The following is a 25,871-nucleotide window of genomic DNA, read 5'->3' on the forward strand; positions in this document are numbered from 1 at the left end:
TGGTTAGTCTAAAGCCAGATACCTTCCACGACGATGATTCACAGCCAGAATCAGGTTGAGAAAGACTGATGCTAGCACAGAATAAACAATAGCCATCACATCTACCAGAAAAATTGCACCTACGATAATGATTACATCCACACACATTTGAAACCGGCCGGCATTGATATCATGGAATTTCTGTAGATAAATAGATACGATATTCAAGCCACCTAAACTGGCTTTATGCCGGAACAGCATTAGTAAACCGGTACCAATTAAAAAGCCTCCGAGTGCAGCTGCGTAAATCGGATTTATATCTCCAAATTCGAAAACTAAGGGAACATAATCTGAACAAAGAGAAACCAGGAAAACGGTGACAAAAGTTTTGAGGGTAAACTTCCATCCAAGTTTCCATAAAGCGAGACCATAAAAAGGAATGTTGATCACAAAGAAAACCTCACCAAAAGAAAATCCGGTTGCATACTGAGTAAGGAAAGCTACTCCGGCCGTTCCTCCGATCAAAAAATTCATTTCTGAAAACAAAGCGATCCCAAAAGAAAGAAGTACCGAAGCTACCGAAATAGCCATCAGATCTTCTAACAAAGTATGTTCACGGATAGAAGGATCGATGCCTTCTTCAATAAGTTGTTCAGTGATCTTGTCGTTAGGAGGAGCCATTACTCTTGATGTTTAATGAGCTCCAAAGTTAAGGTTTATTCAACTTTGAATTAACCCCGGCTAATAAGTTTTATGCTATATCAAAGATAGTCTTTGTTGATGATTTGAATATAAGTTTGAAGAGTGTAAGCAACCAAAGCACAAAAGATTGGTTTTGTATTTTGAAATTTGTGATTTGTCTTTTGTGATTTACTTATTCAGTAGGTCCACCTGTATCCGGTTTGCCCTCTTTTGGATTATTAAAAACCCGAATAGTAGGATAAGCAAGGTCAATGGAGTCGGATTGCGAAAATTCATCCAGAGCTCGCTCCCAGATCGCCTGAGCACTTCCGCGGCGACGTCTCGGATCCGTTAAATAACGAATGGACAACATCACTCCGCTGTCTTTAACATTGGTGTATACGATGGGGGTGAGATAGCGGTATTCAATGAGATAAGATTTTGCCGCTCTTTTTATTTGTTCCTTTGCTTGCTCAATAAAATCTTTGGATTCTTCCTCAGCGATCGTGCTCAGAATTTCCTTTGCTTTCTTCCAGTCGCTCTCAAATGTGACCATAATTCCAATCTCATTCCAGATAAACTGGAAGTCGCTGGTGTAATTTGCAAGCTGTTCTGTGAAAACGGTATGGTTGGGAATATGAATGACCCGACCGGTACTTTGGTCTGCATCCACCCAGTTACCAATTTCAAGGATGGTAAATTTAAACGGGCGAATATCGATCACATCACCTTTAGATTTACCCAGTTCTATTCTGTCGCCGACGTCAAACGGTTTTCTCCAGATGATGAATAACCACGCTGCAAGGTCTGTAACGGGGTCTTTAAGGGCAATCGCTAAACCGGCTGAAAGTAAACCGAAATAGGTTGAGAGATCTCCTAAAGCACTAAACCAGATCTGAGAAATAAGAATTATTCCGATAAATGCAGAAATATAGGTAAGGTTTTTTCTCCATTTATAAGTAGTGCGCTTACTCTCTACATTTTTATGTACAACACGGAGTGTTAAAGAACGAATGAGCCATAAAATGAATATAACTACAAGCGTTTTAAGGATTTGGCTTGTGAGAACCGGTGAGCTTTGAAAAAAATCTGCTATGCTGTTAAAAAAATTTTCCATGAATGGATAATAACCTTATCAAATGACAGTTACACGCTTGGGATAATATAGAAATTTGAATATCTTTAATGCTCTGAAAAATTTAAGATTTTATCATGCTATATAACATTTTAGTTGCAGTAATAACTATCATCTGCGCACTTTTAATATTAGTTGTTTTATTACAGAATGGTCAAGGATCCGGTTTATCCGGAATTAGCGGCGGCGGTGGGGGCGGTGGCGCTCTCGGTGGAAACTCAGGTTTAGGAGCCCGCAGAACTGCTGATTTACTTTCTAAAGCGACCGGAATTTTCGGAGGTGCTTTTTTGGTGCTCTGTATTCTTGCTAATTTTGCTATAGATCGTACAGGAGACGGACCAACTCGTAGTATCCTTCAGGATGGTGGAGCTCCGGTTCAGGATCTGAACGCTCCTTCTCAAACTCAATCAGCGGTTCCTATTCAGAGTAATGATGCAGGAAGTTCTGATGATTCAGGAGAAGAAGGGGATAACTAATATTTAGTTTTCCTTTTTGAAAGAATTTAAAGCCCTGCTCGAAAGAGTAAGGGCTTTTTTATTTGCCGATACAGAACCGGGAAAAGATAGAATCCAGAATATGTTCATTGGTGATCTCGCCGGTAACTGTTCCCAATTCGTTTAGAGCTGCTCTCAGATCAATAGAAAGAAAATCGCCAGTTAAGCCATTTTCTAAACCGGTTAGTGCTGCTTGAATATGCTCCTTGGTTTTTTGAAGAGCATCCCGGTGACGGGAAGAAGTGACCAATAAACTGGAAGCATCATAGTGTTTATTCTCAAGAGCTCGGTTTTTCAGCAGAGTTTTTAACGCTTTAATATTTTCTTCTTCTACCGCTGATATTTTCAGATCAAATTCGGTTCGCCATTCCCGATCTGCTTCAATATCAGCTTTGGTGCCGATCAGGATAAAAGGAGTTTCGCCCGCTCGTTTCTGAAAAGCTGCAATTTCCTTTCTCTCATCTTCCGTGAAAGCCTGAGACAGATCTTTCAGGTAAATAACCAGATCAGCTTGTTCAAAAGCTTTTTGTGAACGCTTAACACCTTCTGCTTCCACAAGATCTTCAGTTTCCCGAAGTCCGGCTGTATCTATGAGTTTGAATAACAAGCCATCAAAGTTCCAATCCACATCAATGGTATCACGGGTGGTTCCTGCAATTTCTGTTACAATAGCACGGTCTGAGCCAACTAAGGTATTCAGTAGCGTGGATTTCCCGGCATTAGGACGCCCGATCAGCACGGTTTTAACACCGTCTTTTACCAAGCGTCCGGTTTCATAGGTATCCAATAAATTTGTGAGTTCTGCATCCACGTCTTCCAGCAATTTTTGAAGTTGCTCTTTATTGGCAAACTCAACGTCTTCTTCAATAAAATCCAGTTCCAGTTCGATCATTGCTGTGGCATCAATGATCTGTTGACGAAAGGTTCGGACATAATCTCCCAGTTTACCTTCCAGCTGTTGATGAGCCGCATCCACGGCTTTTATACTTTTTGCATGAATGATATCAGCAACGGCTTCGGCTTGATCCAGATCCAATTTTCCATTCAGGAACGCGCGTTGGGTGAATTCTCCGGCTTCTGCTGCTTTCACTCCCAGGCTAAGTATGGTTTCCAGAACTTTTTGAGTAACTAAAACTCCGCCATGGCAGGAAATCTCGACGGTTTCTTCACCGGTGTAAGATCTTGGGGAATGGAATAGAGTGACCAATACTTCATCAACCGGCAGTTTATTTTTATCGATGATCTTGCCAAAATGGACGGTATGTGAGTCTAAAGAAGTAAGATCTCTTCCCTGAAAGGCTTTATTTACTAGTGAGATAGCATCTTTTCCGGAAACGCGAATAACCGCAATTCCGCCTTCTCCCACAGGGGTTGCAATGGCTGCTATCGCTGATTTCTGTATGATTGAATTGTTCTTCTTTGTATCATTCATAGGTCAAATATAAGCTTAAATCATCTACTATGAATAATCGACTTGTCACACTTTTAGTTATCGCAGTATTTATTTTTTCAGGATCTGCAATAGCACAAAATATCTCTGCTGACCGTCCGGGAGCAGGTTATGGAACGTTCACTGTTCCTGCAAAGACCGTTTATCTAGAATCCGGAGCCTCTATCAGCGGTGACTTTTCTGATATCGGACAGATCTTTTTAAGAACGGGATTGAGTGAAGATCTTGAAATTCAGTTTAACGCAGGATCGTTGTTGTTCATTGAAGGAGTTGATAAACCAAGAGTGGGGGTACAATCCTTAGCTTTTAAATATAGTCTGGGTTCTTTTCAGAATGAAAAATTGAATCTGTCTTTACTTAGCCGCACAAACCTTCCTTTTTTTAATGATGACTATGAATATTACTTAACTCGGTTCATGTTGTTAGCGGATTATTCGATCAACGAAACATGGGGATTAAATTCTAATTTCGGGTACGGTGATTTTTTTGATGGACTGAGTAACGGTTCTTTCAATTTTAATATCACACCGGGCTTTTCAGTGAATGAAAACACGGCAGCTTATTTCGGATATGCTGTTACTTTTGATGAGAATTTTTCCAGTGATTTGATCGAAGCAGGCATGGTTCACTTCTTAGACCCGTCTTTCCAACTTGATGCCGGATTTATTTATTCTGATGGTGATGTTCTTTATCTGACATTAGGTGTTGCAAAGAGGTTTTGATCTTTTGTCCCGTTCGAACGGGATATCAAGACAAAAGTAGGAGCCAATCCTTTTTCGTTTGTTAGCAGGACTAAAGTCCTTGCTTGTTTATGTACGAGTTTAAGACAAGAACATAAGCTAGAAGGGGATTTATCCCCGGGTTTCTATAATCCATCTAGTAATTAATACATGTTAAAGTACTTTTGTACCGCTACTGAGCTTCCTCAGCACAGGCTCCAGTACCAAAAGCTCCCGACAAGAATTATTGGCGCGAACTCCATTGCATCGACTAATCATTACAAAAGGTCTTCCTGCGTATGATACATATTCAAGAACCAGCCTGAGTGTAACGATTGCTCCTGAGGAGCCGTCGATTTCATTGCGTTCTTTGCTCGCCAACAATTCTAAAGGTCGATATAGCTGGAAGCTTTTTTCTAAAATTGTCAGGATTTAAAAAAGGACGATTTTGTCAACGAATTATATAACATCCACAAAGAAGATCAAATTGCTAAAATCAAAGGGATAAAGAGGTTCATTGAAACAAAAAAGGCTTCTCTCCATGAAGAAAGAAGCCTTTTAAATTTATAGATAAATTCAATTAATGAACGTTGCCCATCATGCGTTTAAGTATTGGGGATAAAATAAACACGATCACAGAAGCTCCAAGAGCGTACTTAGCGATCAGATCAAAACCACCCAGATACGTGTTTAATGTTTGAAGTCCACCCACATTGATATCTGTACTTTCGATAGCCAGCTGTTTTCCGATAAAACCTACAACCTGGAAGGCATAAGCTGATGACAAGAACCAAATTCCCATCATAAAAGCTACGATTCGTTTAGGAGACAGATCAGTGATCTTAGACAATCCGACCGGCGACATAAATAATTCACCAACCGAAAGTAAGAAGTACATGATCATTAAATATGAAAATGGAACCATTCCGGATTCATCAGCACTGTTTCCACTCAAAGCCAGTACATAAAAACTAATCCCTGCTAATGCTAAACCTGTAGCAAATTTATAAGGAGTAGGTGGGTTCTTCTTTTTCTTACTTAGATAACCCCACAAGAGAGAGATCGGAATTGAAAGAATAATGATCCACATCGAATTTAGAGCATTGGTCTGTGCAGCATCGATCCAAACCAGATTTACGTTTCTCGCAGCAAACAATGTAATAACACTACCTGAAAGCTCATGGAAACCCCAGAAAATTGTCATGAAAAGAGTAATGAAGACTGCAACAATCAGTTTCTTTCTTTCATCGGGAGTACATTGAGACATTATATATCCTAAATACAAGAGGATTCCAACGCCAACAATCTTAAAGATTACATTCACAATATTTTGATCACCTAAAAAGGTGTTTCCACCACCAATATCCTGGTAGGCTGACAATAAATAAGCTATTACAGGAGCAGATAGAAAAGCTAAGATAGGAACAAAGTATTTTTGAGGGATACCCAAAACTTTCTTCTCATATACTTCCTGACTTGGTGGCAATCCATTATCACCAAAAACATTTTTCTTAATCCCGCTCCAAAAGAAAGCCAAACCTGTAAGCATCCCTATGCCTGCGAGTCCAAAACCATAGTGCCATCCATATTCTCGACCGAGCCATCCACATAAGAGTGGAGCAACAAATCCACCAATATTAATACCCATGTAGAAAATAGTGAAACCGGAATCTTTTTTTGCATCGCCATCTTTATACAAAGAACCTACAAAAGTGGATATGTTTGGTTTGAAGAAGCCGTTTCCAACCACAATGAAAGCAAGTGCCAGAAAGAAGGTGAGGTTACCGGGAATAGCCAGCACAAAGTGCCCTAGTGCCATTAAAATTCCACCAAGAAAGATAGACTGCCTCATGCCTAAGATGGTATCAGAAACCCTGCCTCCAATAACAGTAGAAGCATAAACTAAAGACCCATATGAAGCATACACAGCGGCGGCGGCAATATCTCTTGAAGCTAATGCCTCAAAAACCTCATTAACCATGTACAGGGTTAACAGAGCTCTCATTCCATAGAAACTGAATCGTTCCCACAACTCAGCGAAGAATAAGTAAAAAAGCCCTTTAGGATGCCCGAACATCATTTCCTGATTTTGTTCTGCTACATTTGCCATAAATTCTTTATTTAAAGTTTTGTATAAAAAAGACCGATGATGATACCTAAAGAGTTACAATGGTGCAAGAACCGATTGTTCAGACATCTGCAACAAAGAACAATAAATAACGTGTACATTCCAGTTCATAAATTTGATAACTCATGGAAATATTATTTATTGGTCTTGGTGTGGTGTTAATCCTGATGGGTTTAGCAGGAGCTTTTCTTCCTGTGCTACCGGGACTTCCTTTCAGTTACGCTGCACTTTTAGTGCTTCACTTTAGCGGAGTCGCCCAGTTCAGCACATTCTTCTTAGTAGCCTGGGCAATTGTTGTTTTGACTATACTAATACTTGAGAACGCACTTCCTGCTTACACCACCAAGAAGTTTGGGGGCACGGTCTATGGGGTTACGGGAAGTACAATTGGAATGATATTAGGGATGTTATTCTTTCCTCCATTAGGATTTTTTCTGGGAACACTGATTGGAGCTTTTGTGGGAGAAATGATCTATAAACAAGATGTTAAAATAGCACTTAAATCAGCTTGGGGATCTTTTATAGGGTTTTTGACCGGAACCGCTATCAAAGTTACCGTTGCAGCAATGATTGCTTTCTCATTTTTTAAGGCTATTCTCTGAGCTATCTTTTTTGAGATATTGCAGTATCGTGTAGAAGGCAACAGCGAAACACAAAAGAGAACCACTTCCAAATAAGGTCCGGGCAATCCAAACATTTTGTGTATTACTTAAAAAAGGAGTTCCACCTGAAAAGTGAGCTGCTTCACCATAAAATGCGATCCAACCCCCGATGCAACCAAAGCTCAGAACCAATAAGCCGGATAACAGGTGATTAATTGGTGACTTTTCTCCAATAAGTATTATTACTCCGGCTAATGAAAATACAAATCCACATAAGCCAACCACCCATTTTGGAGCATTTAGTGTTGGATCATCAACAGGAATAATTCCTATGCCAATCAGAATAAAAAACAAGCCGGTCAAAATGAAAAGCCAGGAGAATAACTTTGTTTTTGCCGGACTTAATTTTGTACTCATTCAGATAATAGTTTTATAACAGGTAATTGCTTTAGCAATTGAATCTTAAAATAATCAATTCTCTTCAGCCCAATCTTCCTGCCATTCACCTTTTTCTTTTAAGAATTGGACTACATTTTCACGCATTATCCCAAGATCAGCATAAATCTTCTTTTCAAACGCTTCAAAATTTTGTGACTCTTTTATCCGGAAAAAAGGAATCTCGGATGTGATAATTAATGGATAATTTGCTTTGGAGTTTAATTCGAAATAGAATTTTTCCATCGCAGCTACAGCTTCGTCATATTGCTCTGTTGCGATCTGGCACCATAGTTTAACATCTAATTCGTTATAGATTTCTATGTGACCACTCTCTTCCATTTCGGTCAATCTTTTATCTTTATATTCACATAATCGATCAGCGATCATTTCAACTTCCTCCACTTTCCCTGCTTTATCAGCTAATGTGAGATAAAAGATCGAAGCAGTTTGTTGATCCTCATTAACTATTTCTTTCCCGGGTTCATCAAGAAAATCAGAAAATCTCATTTTCAATAAATCTAAGCCTTCCTGATATTCTTCTTTCTCATAATGATAAGCCAACAGATCAATCACAAAGAATTCCACTGTTCGTTCTCCGTATGTTTCAATTAGTTCATTGACTATCTTTTTCGTGGTCTCAAAGTCTCCTCTGGTCTGGCTGGTTTTCAAAAGGTTACGAGGACCTGCATGATTCTCAGGATACTTTTCAGAGATTTTCTCCCCAAAATATTCAGCCATATTCAGCATGTTAAGATCTCGAGCGATATCTGAGACCATCCACATAAAATCCATGTCATCCGGGTTTTGCAGATGTCCTTCATAAGCAAAGGTAAAAGCATTATCGAGTTCTCCATAGGGAACATCACGCAGTAACCATGCTTTGGCATAATAAGAGCCATTATAATCAGGAGTTCGTTTGATATTGCGATCAATGATATCCATTGCCTCATAATACCTGTTTTCCACATCTGCCAGATGACGTGCATAGGAATTGGATATATACGGACTCAACGGATCCAGTTCATAGGCTTTAAATAATTGAGCTCTGGATTCTTGAACTTTATTATTTCTTCCCAGTGCACTTCTGTAATCCATTCGTATAGAAGCATCATTGGGGGCAAGTTCAACAGCTTTTTTGAGCGTTTCTTCGCTTTTTTCGAATTGAAATTCAAAACCATAATAATCTGCCAGTGCCTGATGAGCTTTTCCAAGATCTTTGTCTAACGAGATTGCCATTTCCGCATTCTCTCTCATTAGCACTTTGGTTTCGTCCGCACCTATGTTTCCATTCTGATGAAGGTTATTGTATGCAAGAGCTAAACGAGCATAAGCTTCCGCAAAGGTAGGATCGAGTCGAATCGCTTCTTTATATTTTTGAATGGCATATTCAATATCATCCGGTTGGTAGGTGATCTCTCGCTGAGTAGCCTCCAGAAAGGCATTGTACGCTTCAATGTCCATGGTTGGACGACTGGCTAACTGAGCTTCATCTTTAGGAAGTAAGCGTACTTTTAGTTCTTCCATTACATGTAAGGAGATCTCTTCCTGTATATCAAAAATATTGTCGACCGTAAATTCACGATCATAGGTTTCGCTCCACATATGGAAGCCGTCAGAAACACGGATCAACTGAGCTGTAATTCGAAGTCGGTTTCCTGACTTGCGAACGCTGCCTTCCAGAATATTAGCAACTCCAAGTTCACTCCCGATCTCAGTCAGATTCTCGTTCTGCCCTTTGAATTTGAAAGAAGAAGTTCGTCCTGCTACCTGCATATCTTCTACTTTGGCGAGAGCATTGAGTAATTCTTCTGAAAGTCCGTCAGAGAAATACTCATTTTCTTTATCACTACTCATATTTACAAATGGAAGTACTGCAATAGATGCTGTTTCAATTTTAGCTACAGCACCTGCATCTTCTAAAATGGAAGCTTTGGCAAAGAAAACTCTTTCGATAACTACAAAAAATAAAGCAATGGATAACACTGAAATAATAACGCCATTCAGTTTTTTTCCGGTTCGGTCAGTAACGGATTCTGTAATCTCAACTTCTCTGGATTTTTTGATTCCTTCCGGTGTTAATTCAAATGCCCATGCAAAAATAAGTGTGAGTGGGAATCCTATTCCAACAAATACAATTACGACGGTATCAAACCAATCGGGGATGTTAAGAGGTGCTTCAATTACAGTAACGATCTGAATGATCAACCATCCGGCAATAGCATAAGCTACGGCTACTTTAAAGACGTTCCGACGTTTTAGTTCTTCTATAAAGTTCGAAATGTTCATAACGCTTCGCGGATTAAAAATTTTTGTATTGTCATGTCGAACAGATGTGAGATATCTAAAGAATACCTAAACCGGCATAAAACCTCTAGACTTCTCACATTCGATCGAAGTGACAGAGTGAAAGGGGAAGTAATTTTTAATTCTAAATCTTTCATTTTTAATTCTCTTCCCATTCTTTTTTCCAGTCGCCTTCTTCTTTGAGGTAGATAATCACTTCGCTCCGCATTTTATGAATGTCATCTAAAATGAGTTCTTTGGTTTTTATCATTTCGGGATGGTCTTTATAAAGCAGAAATACATCGCTAAGAAAAGCAAAAGGATATGCTCTTTTTCCCTTTCGCTCGAAGTAATATTCTTTGAGTTGATCTATTCCTTCCTTTACATTTCCCTTAATAAGATTACAATTCATTGACATCCATAAATCGTTAGGATCTAAATCGGAATCAGTGGTTTCTTTGCCCTGATTTTTGGCGCTATAGTCTTCACAAATACTATTAATAAAGAATTGAGCTTCTTTTTCTTTGCCTTCATCAATTAACACGGTCGCATAAAGAAATACCAGGTCTAATGCATCTCTTTTTAACAAATCGTTGTTGTAAGAGTCAAAGTCAAACGTTTTGTTTGCAATCTCCGGCCAATGTTTATCTATCATTTCTAAAATTTCTTCGTTTCTCCCTAGTATGAATAGGTTGCTGGAATAAGAAGAAGTCATAAATTTTTCAACCTGAGGACCAAATTGAGTTTTCATAGCATCCATTGTACTAAGAGCCAGCTCGCTTTGCCCCATCAATGTTTGGGTTTCTAACATACCACCTATAGCTTCAAAGTTGCTGGGATAAAGCTCTAACATTTTATCTGAATAGTATTTTCTTACCGGAATCAGATCTAGGTCAGAAGAGAGACCAACGATTAAACTTAATATTTCCAGAGATTCAGGGTTTTCTTTTAAAGCCTTATGTGCGGCTATAAAAGCTTTATCTAGATCTCCATTAGGAATTAATGCCAGTGTAGAGATTTTTGCGCGGTGAGCAGAGGTATAGTCAGGGGCTCTGGCAATTACTTTGTCCAGCAATTCAATTCCCTTTTCATATTCTTTTCTTACCAGAAAAAGTGAAGCGTAATTTACTGCGATCGGATTGCTTAAAGGGTCTAGTTGATACGCTTTTTCTAAATATCTATATGCTTCTTCTTCACTTCGGCTTTTGATAGCTATATATAAACTGTTATAGGCATACGCATCGTTTGGGGTTAATTCAATTGCTTTTCGATATGCATTTTCAGCGGCTATTAGCGCATTTTCTTCAAGTCGCTGGTTCTGATAAAAACCAAGTGCCCGATATACAATTCCAAGGTTTGGGTTGATCAATAATGCTTTATTAATATTGGTATCCATTTTTTCAAGCATCTCAGCAAATGACAAGTTTCCATATTGGTTTAACAAGCCATAAGCAATTGCTAAACGAGCGTAGGCTTCTGTAAATGTTGGATCAATTTCTATTGCTTGTTCATAAAGCGTGATAGCTGTTTCCAGATCTTCCGGGCTACGACTTACTTCTAATTGCGTTGCTTTAAGGAAAGCGTTATAAGCTTCAATATCATCTGTAGGACGCTTTGCAATTTCTTCTTCATCAACAGGGAGTAGGCGTACTTTTAGTTCTTGCACAACTTTACGGGAAATTTCTTCCTGTATGGCAAAAATGCCCTCCAGTTCCCGGTCATAGGTTTCACTCCAAAGATGGAAACCGTTATCAGCCTGAACAAGCTGAGCAGTGATTCTAATCTGATCACCATCTTTACGGACACTACCTTCAAGAATGTGCTTTACTCCGAGTTGTTCAGCAATGACCCTTAAATCCGCATTTTTATTTTTAAAACTAAATGAAGAAGTACGTCCCGCAACCTGCATTCCTTCAATATTAGCAAGTCCATTTAATAACTCTTCTGAAAGTCCATCTGAGAAATATTCGTTGGATTGATCTGCACTCATATTTACGAAAGGGAGAACGGCAATGGATGCATTTTCAATCTTAGATACATCCGAATCAAAAATGGTAGATTGAGCAAAAAAGATCCGTTCCACTAAAAGAAATACTAATCCAAAAGATAGAGCACCTATGATGAGTCTATTCAATTTCTTTCCGGTTGATTCGGTAACTGACTCTGTTATTTCAATGTCTTTTGATTTCTCTATTCCTTCAGGGGTGAGTTCAAAAGCCCATGCAAAAATAAGCGCTAACGGGAAGCCAATAAGTACCAACGTAGTTACAAGAGGAGCAACCCATTCCGGGAATCCGAGTTGCGGTGCAATTGTATCAAATACCTGAATGATCAACCAACCGGCAATAGCGTAAGCAGTAGCTACTTTAAATACATTACGCCGCTTTAGTTCTTGTATGAAATTCGAGATGTTCATGTCGCTTGGCGAATTGAAAATTCGAGCTTTGTCTTGTTGTACGGATGTGAGACATCTAAAGAATCACTAAACAGGTATAAAACCTCTAGACTTCTCACGTTCGTTCGAAGTGACAGATTGGAAGAAGGGATGATCTTTAATTTTACATTCTTCATTTTTAATTCCCTTCATCCCATTCTTCTTTCCAGTCGCCTTCAGCTTTCAGGTAAGCAATAAGGTTTTCTTTTTGATCTCTCAGATCAGCAAATACAACGTCCATGATTTTCTTGAACTCAGGGTGCTCCATTGCAAGTTGGAATTTTTTGTCTTTTTTAAGTGACCTGTATTCATTTCCGCGATTATTTCTTTCCAGATAAAGTTTTGTAATGATTGGAATGACGGCGTCAATTTGCTCTCTTTCCAAAAGACAGGTTGCTTGATCGAATAAATACCAATTATCTTCTTCTTTTTGTGGATAGAGATCCACATTTGATGTGCTAAAAGCACAGAACTTATCTAATAATAAGTCTGCTTTTTCTTTTTCATCTGTGAATTTGTAAAGTTCACGAAGAGGCAATGTATGCCATAGATTTTGCATACTAATTGTCAGGTCTTTTGGGGTCAATAAAGTGGAATCAAATTTAGCGAACCACTGTAGTGCAAATTCAGGATCATCTTTATAAATAGCATAATCAGTCATTGTCCAATAAAACCCTGAAGAACCAGGTACAAGATCAGATTCTTCAATATGTGGTAACAGTCCATCCTCTACATACGAATAATCAGATGTATAAGAAGCAAATGTTCCTGCGCGGTTTATATAATCTAAACTTTCAGAATAGTTTCTTTTCAATATCTCCATATAATGTCTGGCAACTGGTTCCAGATCAAGTTCCAGAGCCCTCGTAGCCATAATATTTAAAGAGCGGGTAAAGTTATTGTCGAGTTGGTAGGCTTTATGTACGGCCATAAATGCCTCATCCAATCGCCCATAATGCGGGTCGGATTTCAGGAATGCCAATCCTAAGTATGTAGGAACAAATTCGGGATTGTTTTTTTTATTTATTTCATGAAACGAAAGTGCTTCTTCATATTTATCTTCAAATTGACTGGCTTGGGCCCGGTTGTAGATAGATAGAGGAGACAAAGGATCCACCTTATACATTTTCTTGTATTGATCATTTCCTTTCTGGAAATCATTTAGCTCATCCATGTACAGGTTTCCTAACCAATTGTACACATCTGATAGGTTAGGATTTAACTCCAGGCTTTTTAAAAAGGCTTTTTCTGATTCTTCAAAATCTGTTTTCATGTCATGTAACAAGCCTAAGGCAGCATAAGCTTCAGCTAAGTTTTCATCTATCGAGAAAGCTTGGTCAACATGAGGTGTCATGTTTTCAATTTGTTGTTCTCTGGGGACATTCCCATAATATCCCTGTAAATTATAGGCAATAGCTAACCGTGCATGTGCTTCAGCGAAAAAGGGATCAATACTGAGAGCTTGTTTGTAGAGATCTATCGCAACATTTATCTCATCTATATCCCGGTTTACCACAAGCTGGTTTGCTTTCAGATACATAGAGTATCCCTCAATATCAGATGTTGGAATGTTTTCCAACTCAGACTCATCTTCAGGCAACAGGTGTACTTTCAATTCACTTAATACCGTGCGCGAAATTTCTTCCTGTATCTCAAAAATGTTTGTTGCTGTAAGTTCCCGGTCAAAAGTCTCTGACCACATATGGAACCCATCATCCACTTTAATGAGCTGAGCAGTTATTCGAACTCTACCTCCAGCTTTTCTGACGCTACCTTCCAGAATATGACCAACCCCAAGTTGGTCCCCAACGATTTTTAAATCTTCGTTTTTCCCTTTGAATTTAAATGAAGAAGTACGTCCGGCTACTTTCATTTCTTTTACTTTAGCGAGAGCATTGAGCAGTTCCTCAGAAAGACCATCAGAAAAATATTCATTGTTTTCATCTCCACTCATATTCACAAAAGGGAGCACAGCAATGGAAGCTGTTTGAAAATCAGCAAGTTCTGATTGGTTTTCTATAAAAGAAGCCTCCGCAAAGAATACACGTTCTACCAAAAGAAAGATCACTGCCATGGAAAGAATAGTGATAATAATCCCATTAAGTTTTTTACCGGTACGGTTGGTTACGGATTCAGTGATGTCCACTTCCTGGGATTTTTTTAGTCCTTCAGGCGTTAATTCAAATGCCCAGGCAAAGATCAGGGCCAGAGGAAAACCAACTAAAACCAAAACGGTAAAAAAGGGTGCTACCCAGTCAGGGAAACCAAGTTGTGGAGATACGGTAGAAACAACCTGAATAATCAACCATCCTGCAATAGCATACGCAGTCGCAACTTTAAAGACATTACGCCTTTTTAGTTCTTCTATGAAATTTGAGATGTTCATAATGCTTCGCGGATTAAAAATTCTTCTATTGTCATGTCGAACGGATGTGAGACATCTAAAGAATCACTAAACCCGCATAAAACCGTTAGACTTCTCACATACGTTCGAAGTGACAGAAGGGAAGAGGGGATAATCTTTAATTTTAAATTCTTCATTTTTAATTCCCTTCTTCCCATTCTTCTTTCCAATCGCCTGTACTTTTCAGATAGTCGATAGCTTCTTTTTTCATGAGGTTAATATCAGCTAGAATTTCTTCTTTAAGCTTTTCGTATTCTGGAATACCATTTAGCGTATTCATGTTTCTGGAGTATTTGAAATAGGGAGGAAAGCCAAAAGCAATTTTATATTCGAAATATTGTTTTCGGATCAATTCTAAAAACCGGTCCACATTACCTTTATAAAATTCGCATTCAGCTACATCCCATTCTCTGTATTTTCTTGAAGCTTCAAACTCAGCTTCTTCAAGCGCTTTATACCGGTAATCGCAATAAATACGAGTAAGATTTTTAAACCTTTCTTCCTCTTTTAATCCTAATCCGTTGGAATATGATAGATATCCGGCAATATCCATAGCTTCATCATCGTCAGCTAATACAATTTCATCCTGAATAACAATGGGGTTGATCTCAACATACATTTCTAAGGCTTTTTCTTTTTCCCCCTTCATATAAATAAGTCTGGACTTAAAGGTGTCGATCTCTTTATTGAAGTTATCAGAGAATATTCCTCTTTGGGTATCTACAAGTTCAATCACTTCATCGATTTTGCCATGCTCTGAATAGTAATTGGCATACATGAAGTAATACTGCTGATTGTTAGGATAAAGCTCTCCCATTTTAATGATCATATACTCCTGAAATGTCTCAAAGCCTAAACTTTCTGCTAAATCATGGAGAGAAACGATCAAATCAACATTTTCAGGATCAGATTTATATAATTGATAAGTACTAATAAAAGATTTACCGATCTCACCAACACCTATGCCAGCATAAGCCTGCGCTTTTCTCAGTTTTACGCCTTTGTAATCCGGATACCGTTCCAGTACCTTGTCAAACAGTTCCAGTCCCTTTTCAGCTTCCCCCAAATTCACATAATGGCCGCCAAGATGAGCTGCGATATCAGGATTTAACGGATCAATTTGGTAAGCCTTTTCAAGTATCTTATGTGATTCATCGTGTCGTGAAAATTCATGGAGCACATCATGATACCCTACTAGCACCTCTGAATCGCCCGGCAATAATTCGATCGCACGTTCATAGGTTTCCAGTGCTTTTTGATTGTCTTCTATATTCAGATAGTAGTAGCCAAGTGCTTCATAAGCTTTACCTTCGTTGCCATCGATCAGTAAAGCGCGATCAATATTTTCCCGCATCAGATCTTTCATTTCTTCTAAAGAAAGATTTCCTTTCCAGTTCAGATCTCCATATACATAAGCAAGTCTGGCATAGGCTAATGAAAAGGAGGGATCAATACGTATAGCTTCTTTATACTTTTCTACAGCTTTTCTGAGATCATCTAATTCGTCGGTTACCTCCAGTTGGGTAGCCGCTAAATAAGCGTTATAAGCCTCAATATCATCAGTAGGATTTGTTTTCAGATCTTCTTCCAGCTGCGGTAGAAGGCGTACTTTAAGCTCCTCCATAACTTTTCGGGAGATCTCTTCCTGAATATCGAAGATGTTTTCAATTGTTAGTTCGCGATCAAAATTTTCTGACCATACATGGAACCCGTCTTCAACTTTGATAAGCTGAGCTGTGATTCGAATACGATTTCCGGCTTTACGAACACTTCCTTCTAAAATATGATCGACCTTTAGTTCTTGCCCAATTAAAGAAAGATTTTCATTTTGACCTTTAAACTTGAATGAGGAAGTACGTCCGGCTACTTTCAATTCTTCAACTTTAGCTAAGGCATTCAATAATTCTTCTGATAAACCATCGGCAAAGTATTCCTGATCGCCACCCAAACTAAAATCTTCAAATGGAAGTACAGCTATGGATGCGGTTTCAAAATTGGATTCAAAGGAAGCGTTTTCCAAAATAGAGGCTTTGGCAAAAAAGACCCTTTCCACTAATAGAAAAACTACAGCCATCGAAAGAACGGTGATTATTATCCCGTTAAGTTTTTTACCGGTACGGTTGGTTACGGATTCAGTAATATCCACTTCCTGAGATTTTTTAAGACCTTCAGGAGTTAGCTCAAATGCCCAGGCAAAAATAAGAGCAAGTGGAAACCCAATTCCAACGAGAATAATAACGAATTGAGTAGTCCAACCAGGAAATTCGAACGCGGGAAATACAGAAGTAGCAATTTGAATGATTAACCATCCCGCAATAGCATAGGCTGCCGCAACCTTAAAAACATTACGGCGCTTTAGTTCTTGTATGAAATTTGAAATGTTCATGACGTTTTACGAATTAAAAATTCTTGTATTGTCATGTAGAACGGATGTGAGACATCTAAAGGATCACTAAAAGGGAACAATACCTCTAGACTTCTCACATCCGTTCGAAGTGACAGATTGGAAGACGGGATAATCTTTAATTTTACATTCTTCATTTTTAATTCTCTTCCCATTCTTCTTTCCATTCGCCTTCTTCTTTCAAAAACTGAATTACATTACTTCTTTGCTGATCGAGTTCAGAATGTACTTCATCGATCACTTTTTGATAGCCTTCTATTTCATAGACCTCAGAAGGTAAGGTTTCAAATAAGTACCATGCAGCTAACTTCCGATTGAGTTCTAAAAACACCCGTTCAAAATAGGGTAGGGCTTCTTCGTACTTTTCCTGATTGATTAAACAGATATACTTTTCGACAAGGTATGCTTCACCATCTTCACCAAGGTCAAGCTCATTTTTATTAGCTTCAACCGCTTTGCAATGCGCGTTGTATAATTGTGTAGCCCTTTCTTTATTTCCCATGTTCTTATATACGTCGGCGAGTAATCGCGCTTGGGAAAAGTTCCGGATTTCAAGCGCAGGGATTTCTTCTTCAAAAAAACCGGGCTCAAATTTTCTGAATTCATTTAAAACACGATCATAATCACCTGTCTTATTTCCATAATGCAATAATGAGATATAGAAAGAGAATGAAGGAATCGTTAGATCATTTTCATCAATATACTCGAACATATCTTCCCGGAGATAGCTATAATCTTTTTTGAAAATAGAGTAATAGGGTATATAACTTATATACTCATAGCTGCTCCCGTATTGATTTTTTAACTGAGTAAAATAATAATCAGCCAAATCCTCTAACTGAAGATCTAATGCCCTTAATAAGAGGATGCCTAAAGCCCTTGAATCTCTTCCATACGCTCTTGCAGTTGTAGAATACTTAAAGGACTCGTCCAGTTGTCCATAAGGAGGGAGTGCTTTTAAGACGCTTAAACCGGCATATGTTAGTGCAAATTCAGGGTTGTCGTCTATATTCTTCTGGAATAAAGCTAATGCATCATCATATTCTCCTTCATAGAAATGAACACTGGCCCTGTTATATATTGATAGCGGAGACAGAGGATCAACAGCATACATTTTTTTATAAGCTTCATTGCTCTCTTTTAGATCTCCTTTCTCGTTATATGCTATTGATAACCAATTATAGACATCAGGATTATTAGGATTTAATCCAATGCTTTGTTCATATTTTCCTATTGCTTTATCAGTTTCAAAAGTGTTTGAATAGTACAAACCTAAAGCTGCGTGAGCGTTCGCTTCGTTCTTGTTGATTGATAACGCTTTTTCAGCATTTTCTTTTACCTGTTCCTGAACTTGATCAAACGGAACATTCCCATAATATCCCTGCAGATTATAAGCGATAGCTAATCTGGCATAAGCTTCAGAAAAGGTGGGGTCTAAATTGAGTGCGTTTTTATATAGGTCGATTGCCAAATTGATCTTATCGATATTTCTTTCTGCTATAAAGGAATTGGCCCTCAAATAAGCTTGATATGCCTCAATGTCCTGAGTGGGAACGTTATCCAATTCAGCTTCATCTTCATCGAGCAATCGTACCTTCAGTTCTTTTAGCACTGTTCGGGATATCTCTTCCTGAATATCAAAAATATTGGTAGTTGTAAGCTCTCTGTCAAAAGTTTCACTCCAGAGATGGAATCCATCGTCAGCTTTTATAAGCTGAGCCGTAATTCGAATTCGGTTTCCTGATTTTCGAACACTGCCTTCTAGTATATGTTGGACATTTAATTCATCACCAATGAGCTTCAGGTTTTCATTCTTTCCTTTGAATTTAAAGGAAGAAGTACGTCCGGCTACTTTCATGTCTTCTACTTTGGCAAGGGCATTGAGTAGTTCTTCAGAAAGTCCATCCGAAAAATATTCCTGATCTTGTCCGGCAGACATATCTACAAAAGGGAGTACGGCGATGGAGGCTGTTTCAAATTCAATTTCTGATTGGTTTTGAATAAAAGCAGCTTCAGCGAAAAACACGCGTTCCACCAAAAGAAAGATCACCGCCATTGAAAGCACAGTGATAATAATCCCATTCAGTTTTTTCCCCGTTCTGTTGGTTACAGATTCGGTAATTTCCACTTCTTTAGATTTTTTTAGCCCTTCGGGGGTTAATTCGAAAGCCCATGCAAATATTAATGAGAGAGGAAAGCCTATCAGAACAAAAATGATAACGGCAGTAATCAACCATTCCGGCAGATTTAAGAAAGGAAAGGTAGTAGCACAGATCTGAATGATAAGCCATCCTGCTATGGCGTAAGCAGTGGCGACGCGAATAACATTCCGTCGTTTCAGCTCAGCAATAAGATTGCGAAAATCCATATACCCCACCCAAATTTTAAATCATGTAAATAAACTAAAAAAATGGATGACTTGCTTGTTTAAAGCATTAAAAATGGAAATGGTTAGTTAGCTAACGAAGTTCGTAAATAAAAACGCTCTAACGCAGAGCATCGAAGCGAGGGTTGGGCAGGAAATTAGTAAATAGGTTTGAATCACGGATTAAACAGATTTTTGGATTAACACGGATTTTTAATATCTGCATAAAATCCGTGCCATCTTTTAATCCAACTAATCCGTGATTCAAAAACCATTTTAAGGATAGACTCCCATCAATTCTCAATATTCGTAGTTTCAATATCCAACTCAGTATCCGGTCGTTCTTTTTCGCCTTTCAAATATTGATTGAACCAACGCATCATTCTTAAATTGAAATCGAAACGAGCTGTCGCTTTACGGTTTCCGTGTCCTTCACCGGGATAAAGAACCAATCGAACAGGAGTTGATGTTCGGGTTTTTATATGTCTGTAAAGTTCATAAGACTGACCGGGATCAACGCGGGTATCTTCTTTTCCATGCATGATCAAAAGTGGAGTTTTGGCATTATCAACATGAAAGATCGGACTGCGTTCTAAATATCCCTGATAGTTATCCCAGATTCTTTTGCGGGCATGAACGTGATACAGTTCTTCAGGAATATCACTGGTTCCCCATTTGGAAATATTGTTGCTGATTCCAACCGACATTACTCCCGCGGCAAAACGATCACTGTATTTGGTGCTCATCCATGCAGTGGCATATCCACCGTAAGAACCTCCGGTTACTCCAACTTTGTCGCTGTCAACCAATCCAATTTCGATCAAATGATCAACACCTTCTACAATATCATCAAATTCAGCTCCTGCAAGATCGCCTTGACTGCTCATTGCGAACTCCAATCCACGTCCCGTACTTCCTCTGTAATTTGGGTAGAAAACTGCAAACCCCTGAGCGGTAGCTACTTGTCCAGCCATTGAATAAGTGGTTAACCAACCGTTGTCGTAATGAGATTCCGGTCCGCCATGAATTACATTGATCAACGGATAACGAGTTCCTTCTTCATATCCAACCGGATACATCAAGAGACCTTGAATTTCCGTTCCATCTTTGGTGGTGTAGGTAACTACTTTTTGTTGTCCCAGTTCAACTTCATCTAACCAAGGGTTGCTGTTGGTTACTCGTGAAGCGCTCTTCATGTTTTTGCTCATCAGGTACACTTCATCAGGATGAGAGGAGGTTTCTGCATCCAACAAAGTAGTTCCATTTCCGGCCATCGAAAATGCGTTGATGATAACATCTTCTGAATTATTGATGACATCCATTTTTCCGGATCCAACATTTACAGTACCAAACTCAGATTGTACACCTTTACTGGATAGGAAATATAATTCATTGTTATCCTTCCACATCAGTTGATGAAACATTCCGGGGTAATCTTTTTGGAGAAGAGTAGCTGCTCCGGTTTCAGTATCCGCAATTTTAATTCTTCCGGCAATCGGATCGTTGATGGTTGCTGCAGCAACTAATGCTAATTTGCTGCCATCAGGACTCCAGACATACGATCCCAGCTTTCCGGTGTGATCAACTTCAGCTAATATTTCCTTGGAATGGTGATCAACGACAAGGATCTTTTGTTCCATGAATGAATCATCCACCAAAGAAGAAGGTGCTACAGCCATTGCAATTTTGGAACGATCGGGACTCCAGAAAGCAGAGTATACATTTCCCTGTACCGGAATTCGATGAGGTGTGTGTCCCTCTTTAGCTACATTCTGAATATAAGCCCAAGTGTTACTGAGGTTTTCTTCATAGATCTCTGGAGCATAAGGAAGGGGAGATGTTTTTTCCGGTCTGGGTTCCGATGCTCTGAACACAATATGATCTCCATCAGAAGCCCACTCATATCCGGAAATGGATTGTTCAAAATCGAAGATTCTCATGAATGATTTTTCTTCGACTGAGTATTCAATCAGGTCTCCATTTACCAAATAGGTGAGTGTGTTCTTAACCGGCCTAAAAGAAATTCCTCTTACATTTTTATCGGTGATCAATGGAATCGATTTTTTTGTGGCGATATCCAACAGATATAAATGAGTACTTTCAGCAATATTTTCTTTGAAAGGATCAGCCGGGACTGATAATGTGTATGCTGCGAATTGTCCATCTTCAGAAATATAAACGTTGCCAACAGATTCAATTTTTGCTAATTGAGTAGGAGTTAATCCCGATTGAGCGAATAATACATCAGTAGAGAAAAGCAGAATAATTGATGCTGTAAACCATAAAGATCTTTTTAAGATATCCATCTGATCAAATTTTGTGTTATTTAGTTTTAGTATCATGAAGGAATATAATAAATAGATGTATTGCAGATGAACTCCGAAGAGAAATCAAAATTACTCAAGGTAATTGAAGACAGAATTGAATCTATAAAAATTGATATTGAAGAACTTCAGGAGTTGATCAAACCCATTCCTTTGGATGCTTCGATTGGTAGAATTTCCAGAATGGATGCCATCAACAACAAAACCATTAATGAGGCTTCTTTAAGAGAGAAGAAAAAGATCCTTCAAAGATTAGAAAAGGCATTAGAAAGATCAGGTGATAAAGACTTTGGAAATTGCCAAAAATGCGGGAATGAAATTCCATTTGGGAGGTTGGAATATATGCCACATGTAACCAGATGTGTGGATTGTGTTGGTTAGGTATTATTAACTGGAAAAAGTTAAATAGGTAGCAATGCTAAAACTCGAGCCAAATAAATACTATCACATTTATAACAGAGGAAACAATAAAGAACGATTGTTCTATTCTCCAGGTAATTTTGATGAGGAGTCATTTCTAAACAGAGAAAACGTCCTAGATCTTTTTGGAGGATTGGTAAATTTTGAAGCATCCCATTCAGAAAATATTTTTGATGTTGAAGTCTTTTAGGAGAAAAAGCGTATAATCAGAAAATGAAAAACGCTCTCCTGTTTATAACACCTGTCCTCATCTGGGGATCGACCTGGTATGTGATCAAATTTCAGGTTGGGAATGTGGATGCGATGCTGTCTGTTTCCTATCGCTTTGGTATTGCAGGTGTATTGATGCTGATCGTTTGTTCTCTGTGGAAAATGAAGATGAACTTCACCAGAAAAGAACACCAATTCATTTTATTGCAAGGGCTTCTCATTTTTGGGTTTAATTACTGGTTAGTCTATACCTCTGAGCTTTATTTAACCAGCGGCTTGGTAGGATTGATCTTTTCTCTATTGGTTTTCCTGAATATCCTGAATGGGCGGATTTTTCTGAAGACTCCTTTCGAAAACAAAGTAATTATCGGGGGATTCTTAGGACTGGTTGGAACAGGAATGGTATTCTGGAAAGATCTTTCTCACTTTTCATTTACTGATGGTAAGATCATCGGTTTATGCTTCGCAGTGGGAGGCACTTACCTGGCTTCATTGGGAAATATTACATCAGCGAGAAATCAAAAAGCCGGAATACCGGTCATTCAATCCAACGCTTTTGGAATGGTTTACGGTGCGATCGCTATGTTTGTAATCGCCGTTATTTTAGGGAAAGAGATCAGATTTGAAGTGTCACAAAGCTATGTGTTGTCACTGTTATATCTGGCAATATTTGGTTCAATAATCGCATTTGGCGCTTTCATGACATTGATCGGAAACATCGGAGCCAGTAAAGCTGCTTATGTTTCCTTAATTGCTCCGGTCATAGCACTTACAATTTCTACTTTTCTGGAAGATTATACATGGACAACAATCAGCTTAAGCGGAGCTGTAATGATCTTGGTTGGAAATGTAGTTGCTTTACGATCTTCAAAAAAGAAAGAAAAAGCATTCCCAAGAGTACAAGAGCTGGAAGTACCGGTCGAAGTTTTGGAAGAGAAGCTTCCGGATAAATTGACAAAATAAAGCTAAAGATCTCAGAAAAAGTTTCCAACTGCACCGACCTTTATGCTAGTTCCGTAGCTCCGCTGCGGAACTAAGAAAGCTGTGCTTTCATTGAGGCAGGACCTCAGATCCTCGTTCGGAACGAGAGCAAAAGTTTATGCAAGCAAGCCCTTTAGGGCTGCGGGAGCTGGTTGGTTTTAATCAACTCTTCCAAAGTTGTTAGTGCATATCTAAGAATATTTTTGCTCATTAAACTTTGGAAGAGTTTATAATAGCACTAAACAAACTTCCCGCTGTTTTTGCAGTTTGATTATTCAAATCATATTCAGGGTTTAGTTCACAAATATCAGACGAGAGCATTTTTCCGGAATCTTTCAAAACCTGAATAAGATTTAAAGCATGGTTCAACTTCAACCCATTCCATGCAGGAGCACTTACTGCAGGAGCTAATGAAGTTTCGAACACATCTAGGCAAATAGTCAGATAGATGAAATCCCGACTTTGAATGAAGTTTTGAACTTTTTCTAAACCCTTTTTCTCATTGTTGAAAATCTCAGTATTCAAACAGAACTTTGTACCAAGTTCATCAGCTTTATTGAACAGAGATCTTGTGTTGTTATCCTGATTGATTCCATAGACAAAATATTTCAGATCAAGATCGATCTTTTCTGCATGCTCATGAGCCTGAAGGAATGGAGAGCCTGAGTGCGGAATTCCGTTGTGTGGTCGTAAATCGAAGTGAGCATCAATATTTAAAATGCCGAGTTTAGCTTTTGGATTTTTCTGTTTCAGAAATAAGGCAACTCCCAAAAAATGACCGAAGGCGGTTTCGTGTCCACCTCCAATAACAAAAGGTTTGTTATTTGATTCTAAAATATGATGAACAGCTTTTCCTAATTCCTGATGAGCAGTTTCCAAGTCTTCATTTTCCGGAATAATATTTCCACCATCAATAAATCCGTCTTCATCCCCATGCCAACAAAGTGAGCCGATAGAATTTCTGAAATGACTTGGTCCTTTTGCAGCTCCAACTCTTCCACCATTTCTTTGGACGCCAATATCAGAAGCGAATCCCAAAAGAACGGTTTGATTTTCTGTCCTTATATCATTCAGATCTATACAATGTACAACTTGGTGATATCTGAACTGGTCAAAATCAGATATGGAATCAATCCGGCCATTCCAGATCTCAGGTTCTGTAGGTTGATATAACTTCGAACTAAAATTCAAAGCTTTGCTCATTCATTACAGTTGCTGATGGCTTAAGTTGTCCCTGCTGATAAAAGATATTTCTAAAGTCATCGGTTTCAAAAACGGTGAAACTGGCATCATCACCCTTTCTTAGAATTCCGCCTTCAATTCTTAATGCTCGAGCAGCGCGGAAAGTAATTCCTGCTAATGTTTCTGCAATCGTCAGTTTTTCTGATGCTCCAAGAATAGCTGCCTGAGTGGTCAGATCTCCCATTGGTGCAGAACCGGGGTTCCAGTCGGTGGCAATAGCTACACATGCGTTATTATCCAATAATTTTCGGCAAGGAGTAAATTGCATTCCCAAACCTAATGAAGCCCCGGGAAGAGCAACGGCAACCGTTTCGGATCGGCCAAATAGTTCACAAGATTCATCATCAGTAAACTCTAAGTGATCCGCTGAAACACATCCTTCTTCAATCGCCAGTTTTGATCCGCCCGGATGAAACTGATCAACATGCATAGTTATATCAAAACCTTTTAGCTTTAAATTCTTTGCGTAGATTCTCGCTACGTCAATATCGAATGCACCTTCTTCCACAAAGATATCTGCACGTGTGGCAAGCTTTTCTTCAACAATAATTGGTACGACTTCTTGCAGTAGAAAATCTAAGTATTCTCCATGACTTCCATCAAAATCCTTGGGCTTGATATGAGCTCCCAAAAAAGTGGAAATCAATCTAACGGGAGTTTTCTCATTCGCTTTCTTGATCGCCCAAAGCATTTTTAACTCGTCTTCCAGATTTAAACCATAACCGGATTTTACTTCAATAGTTGTAATTCCTCTCTGTAAATGTTGTTTGGCTCTATCAAGAATTAACTCAACTAGTTTATCTTCAGATGCTTTTCGGGTTTCAGTAACGGTATCAGAGATTCCTCCGCCGGAAGCTGCAATTTCTAAATACGATTTTCCTGCAACACGCATTGAATAATCATTTACACGATTTCCACCCCAGCAAATATGAGTGTGGCAATCAATAAAAGAAGGAAGTGCTATTTGTTCTGAGTTGTTGTTAAACTTTTTTTCAGAATCAGGATGAATATTTTTGAGATCAGAATAGCTTCCCAAATCCAGAATTTTTCCATCCTGAATAACAATTCCCGCATTCGTTATAATCTCCAATTGTTCGTCCTTCAACGGACCTTTTAACGGTAACCCGTTCATGGTTAAAAGCTGTTTAAAAGGACCGTATAGAGTTTTTGAGCTCATT

Annotated in this window: 19 protein-coding genes; 6 read left to right on the plus strand and 13 right to left on the minus strand. The window is 38.7% G+C overall.

From position 1 onward, the window contains the following. Positions 1-3: 3 nt before the first annotated feature. Positions 4-660, minus strand: a complete 657-nt coding sequence (locus A8B79_RS11625) for a YitT family protein (RefSeq protein WP_082894160.1) — start codon at positions 658-660, stop codon at positions 4-6. 193 nt (positions 661-853) lie between these two features. Continuing rightward, on the minus strand, positions 854-1,777 hold the full coding sequence (locus A8B79_RS11630; protein ID WP_066222737.1) for a mechanosensitive ion channel family protein: 924 nt from the start codon (positions 1,775-1,777) through the stop codon (positions 854-856). Positions 1,778-1,872: 95 nt separating this feature from the next. On the opposite strand from A8B79_RS11630, the gene secG reads away from it, so the two are divergent. Beyond that, entirely contained in the window at positions 1,873-2,271 is a 399-nt protein-coding gene (secG, locus tag A8B79_RS11635) for a preprotein translocase subunit SecG (protein WP_066222740.1), read from the plus strand. 58 nt (positions 2,272-2,329) lie between these two features. Here the strand turns inward: secG and mnmE are convergent, their stop codons facing one another. After that, on the minus strand, positions 2,330-3,721 hold the full coding sequence (gene mnmE, locus A8B79_RS11640; RefSeq protein ID WP_066222742.1) for a tRNA uridine-5-carboxymethylaminomethyl(34) synthesis GTPase MnmE: 1,392 nt from the start codon (positions 3,719-3,721) through the stop codon (positions 2,330-2,332). Positions 3,722-3,750: 29 nt separating this feature from the next. Here mnmE and A8B79_RS11645 point away from each other — a divergent pair, with 29 nt between their 5' ends. Continuing rightward, on the plus strand, positions 3,751-4,461 hold the full coding sequence (locus A8B79_RS11645; RefSeq protein WP_066222745.1) for a hypothetical protein: 711 nt from the start codon (positions 3,751-3,753) through the stop codon (positions 4,459-4,461). A 577-nt stretch (positions 4,462-5,038) separates the two neighbouring features. On the opposite strand, the gene A8B79_RS11650 is transcribed toward A8B79_RS11645, so the two are convergent. Beyond that, entirely contained in the window at positions 5,039-6,568 is a 1,530-nt protein-coding gene (locus A8B79_RS11650) for a peptide MFS transporter (protein WP_066222749.1), read from the minus strand. A 143-nt stretch (positions 6,569-6,711) separates the two neighbouring features. On the opposite strand from A8B79_RS11650, the gene A8B79_RS11655 reads away from it, so the two are divergent. Next, a complete protein-coding gene (locus A8B79_RS11655; RefSeq protein WP_066222753.1) occupies positions 6,712-7,188 on the plus strand; it encodes a DUF456 domain-containing protein in 477 nt (158 codons plus the stop codon). Here the strand turns inward: A8B79_RS11655 and A8B79_RS11660 are convergent. The 7 genes from A8B79_RS11660 to A8B79_RS11700 all read right to left on the minus strand — a co-directional run bounded on the left by A8B79_RS11660 (position 7,165) and on the right by A8B79_RS11700 (position 21,822). Continuing rightward, positions 7,165-7,605 (minus strand): hypothetical protein, encoded by a 441-nt coding sequence (locus tag A8B79_RS11660; protein ID WP_066222755.1) that lies wholly within the window; start codon positions 7,603-7,605, stop codon positions 7,165-7,167. The genes A8B79_RS11655 and A8B79_RS11660 overlap by 24 nt on opposite strands. A gap of 54 nt (positions 7,606-7,659) precedes the next feature. Continuing rightward, the gene (locus A8B79_RS11665) at positions 7,660-9,912 is read right to left on the minus strand and encodes a tetratricopeptide repeat protein (RefSeq protein ID WP_066222758.1); all 2,253 of its coding nucleotides are present in this window, start codon (positions 9,910-9,912) and stop codon (positions 7,660-7,662) included. Between the two features lie 157 nt (positions 9,913-10,069). Next, a complete protein-coding gene (locus A8B79_RS11670; RefSeq protein ID WP_066222761.1) occupies positions 10,070-12,325 on the minus strand; it encodes a tetratricopeptide repeat protein in 2,256 nt (751 codons plus the stop codon). Positions 12,326-12,482: 157 nt separating this feature from the next. Beyond that, positions 12,483-14,729 (minus strand): tetratricopeptide repeat protein, encoded by a 2,247-nt coding sequence (locus A8B79_RS11675; protein WP_066222763.1) that lies wholly within the window; start codon positions 14,727-14,729, stop codon positions 12,483-12,485. Positions 14,730-14,886: 157 nt separating this feature from the next. Beyond that, entirely contained in the window at positions 14,887-17,133 is a 2,247-nt protein-coding gene (locus A8B79_RS11680; protein WP_066222765.1) for a tetratricopeptide repeat protein, read from the minus strand. Positions 17,134-17,290: 157 nt separating this feature from the next. Next, positions 17,291-19,519 carry a tetratricopeptide repeat protein gene (locus tag A8B79_RS11690; RefSeq protein WP_066222771.1) on the minus strand — a complete coding sequence of 743 codons (2,229 nt, stop codon included), beginning with the start codon at positions 19,517-19,519 and terminating at the stop codon, positions 17,291-17,293. Positions 19,520-19,809: 290 nt separating this feature from the next. Next, complete coding sequence (locus tag A8B79_RS11700) at positions 19,810-21,822, minus strand: alpha/beta hydrolase family protein (protein WP_066222775.1); 2,013 nt, start codon at positions 21,820-21,822, stop codon at positions 19,810-19,812. Positions 21,823-21,888: 66 nt separating this feature from the next. Between A8B79_RS11700 and A8B79_RS11705 the strand changes: the two genes are divergently transcribed. From A8B79_RS11705 to A8B79_RS11715, 3 genes are read left to right on the plus strand one after another with little or no spacing between them, the layout of a single operon-like run. Beyond that, positions 21,889-22,221 carry a TraR/DksA family transcriptional regulator gene (locus A8B79_RS11705; protein ID WP_066222778.1) on the plus strand — a complete coding sequence of 111 codons (333 nt, stop codon included), beginning with the start codon at positions 21,889-21,891 and terminating at the stop codon, positions 22,219-22,221. 34 nt (positions 22,222-22,255) lie between these two features. Next, on the plus strand, positions 22,256-22,450 hold the full coding sequence (locus tag A8B79_RS11710) for a hypothetical protein (protein WP_066222781.1): 195 nt from the start codon (positions 22,256-22,258) through the stop codon (positions 22,448-22,450). 23 nt (positions 22,451-22,473) lie between these two features. After that, positions 22,474-23,433, plus strand: coding sequence for a DMT family transporter (locus tag A8B79_RS11715; protein WP_066222784.1), 960 nt, complete (start codon positions 22,474-22,476; stop codon positions 23,431-23,433). A 228-nt stretch (positions 23,434-23,661) separates the two neighbouring features. On the opposite strand, the gene hutG is transcribed toward A8B79_RS11715, so the two are convergent. Both hutG and hutI read right to left on the minus strand, forming a co-directional pair. Further along, positions 23,662-24,654 (minus strand): formimidoylglutamase, encoded by a 993-nt coding sequence (gene hutG / locus A8B79_RS11720; protein WP_066222787.1) that lies wholly within the window; start codon positions 24,652-24,654, stop codon positions 23,662-23,664. After that, positions 24,632-25,870, minus strand: a complete 1,239-nt coding sequence (gene hutI, locus A8B79_RS11725) for an imidazolonepropionase (RefSeq protein WP_066222789.1) — start codon at positions 25,868-25,870, stop codon at positions 24,632-24,634. Before hutI ends, hutG begins: the two co-directional genes overlap by 23 nt. Position 25,871 lies beyond the last annotated feature (1 nt).

The organism is Balneola sp. EhC07 (genome assembly GCF_001650905.1).
Lineage (GTDB): Bacteria > Bacteroidota > Rhodothermia > Balneolales > Balneolaceae > Balneola.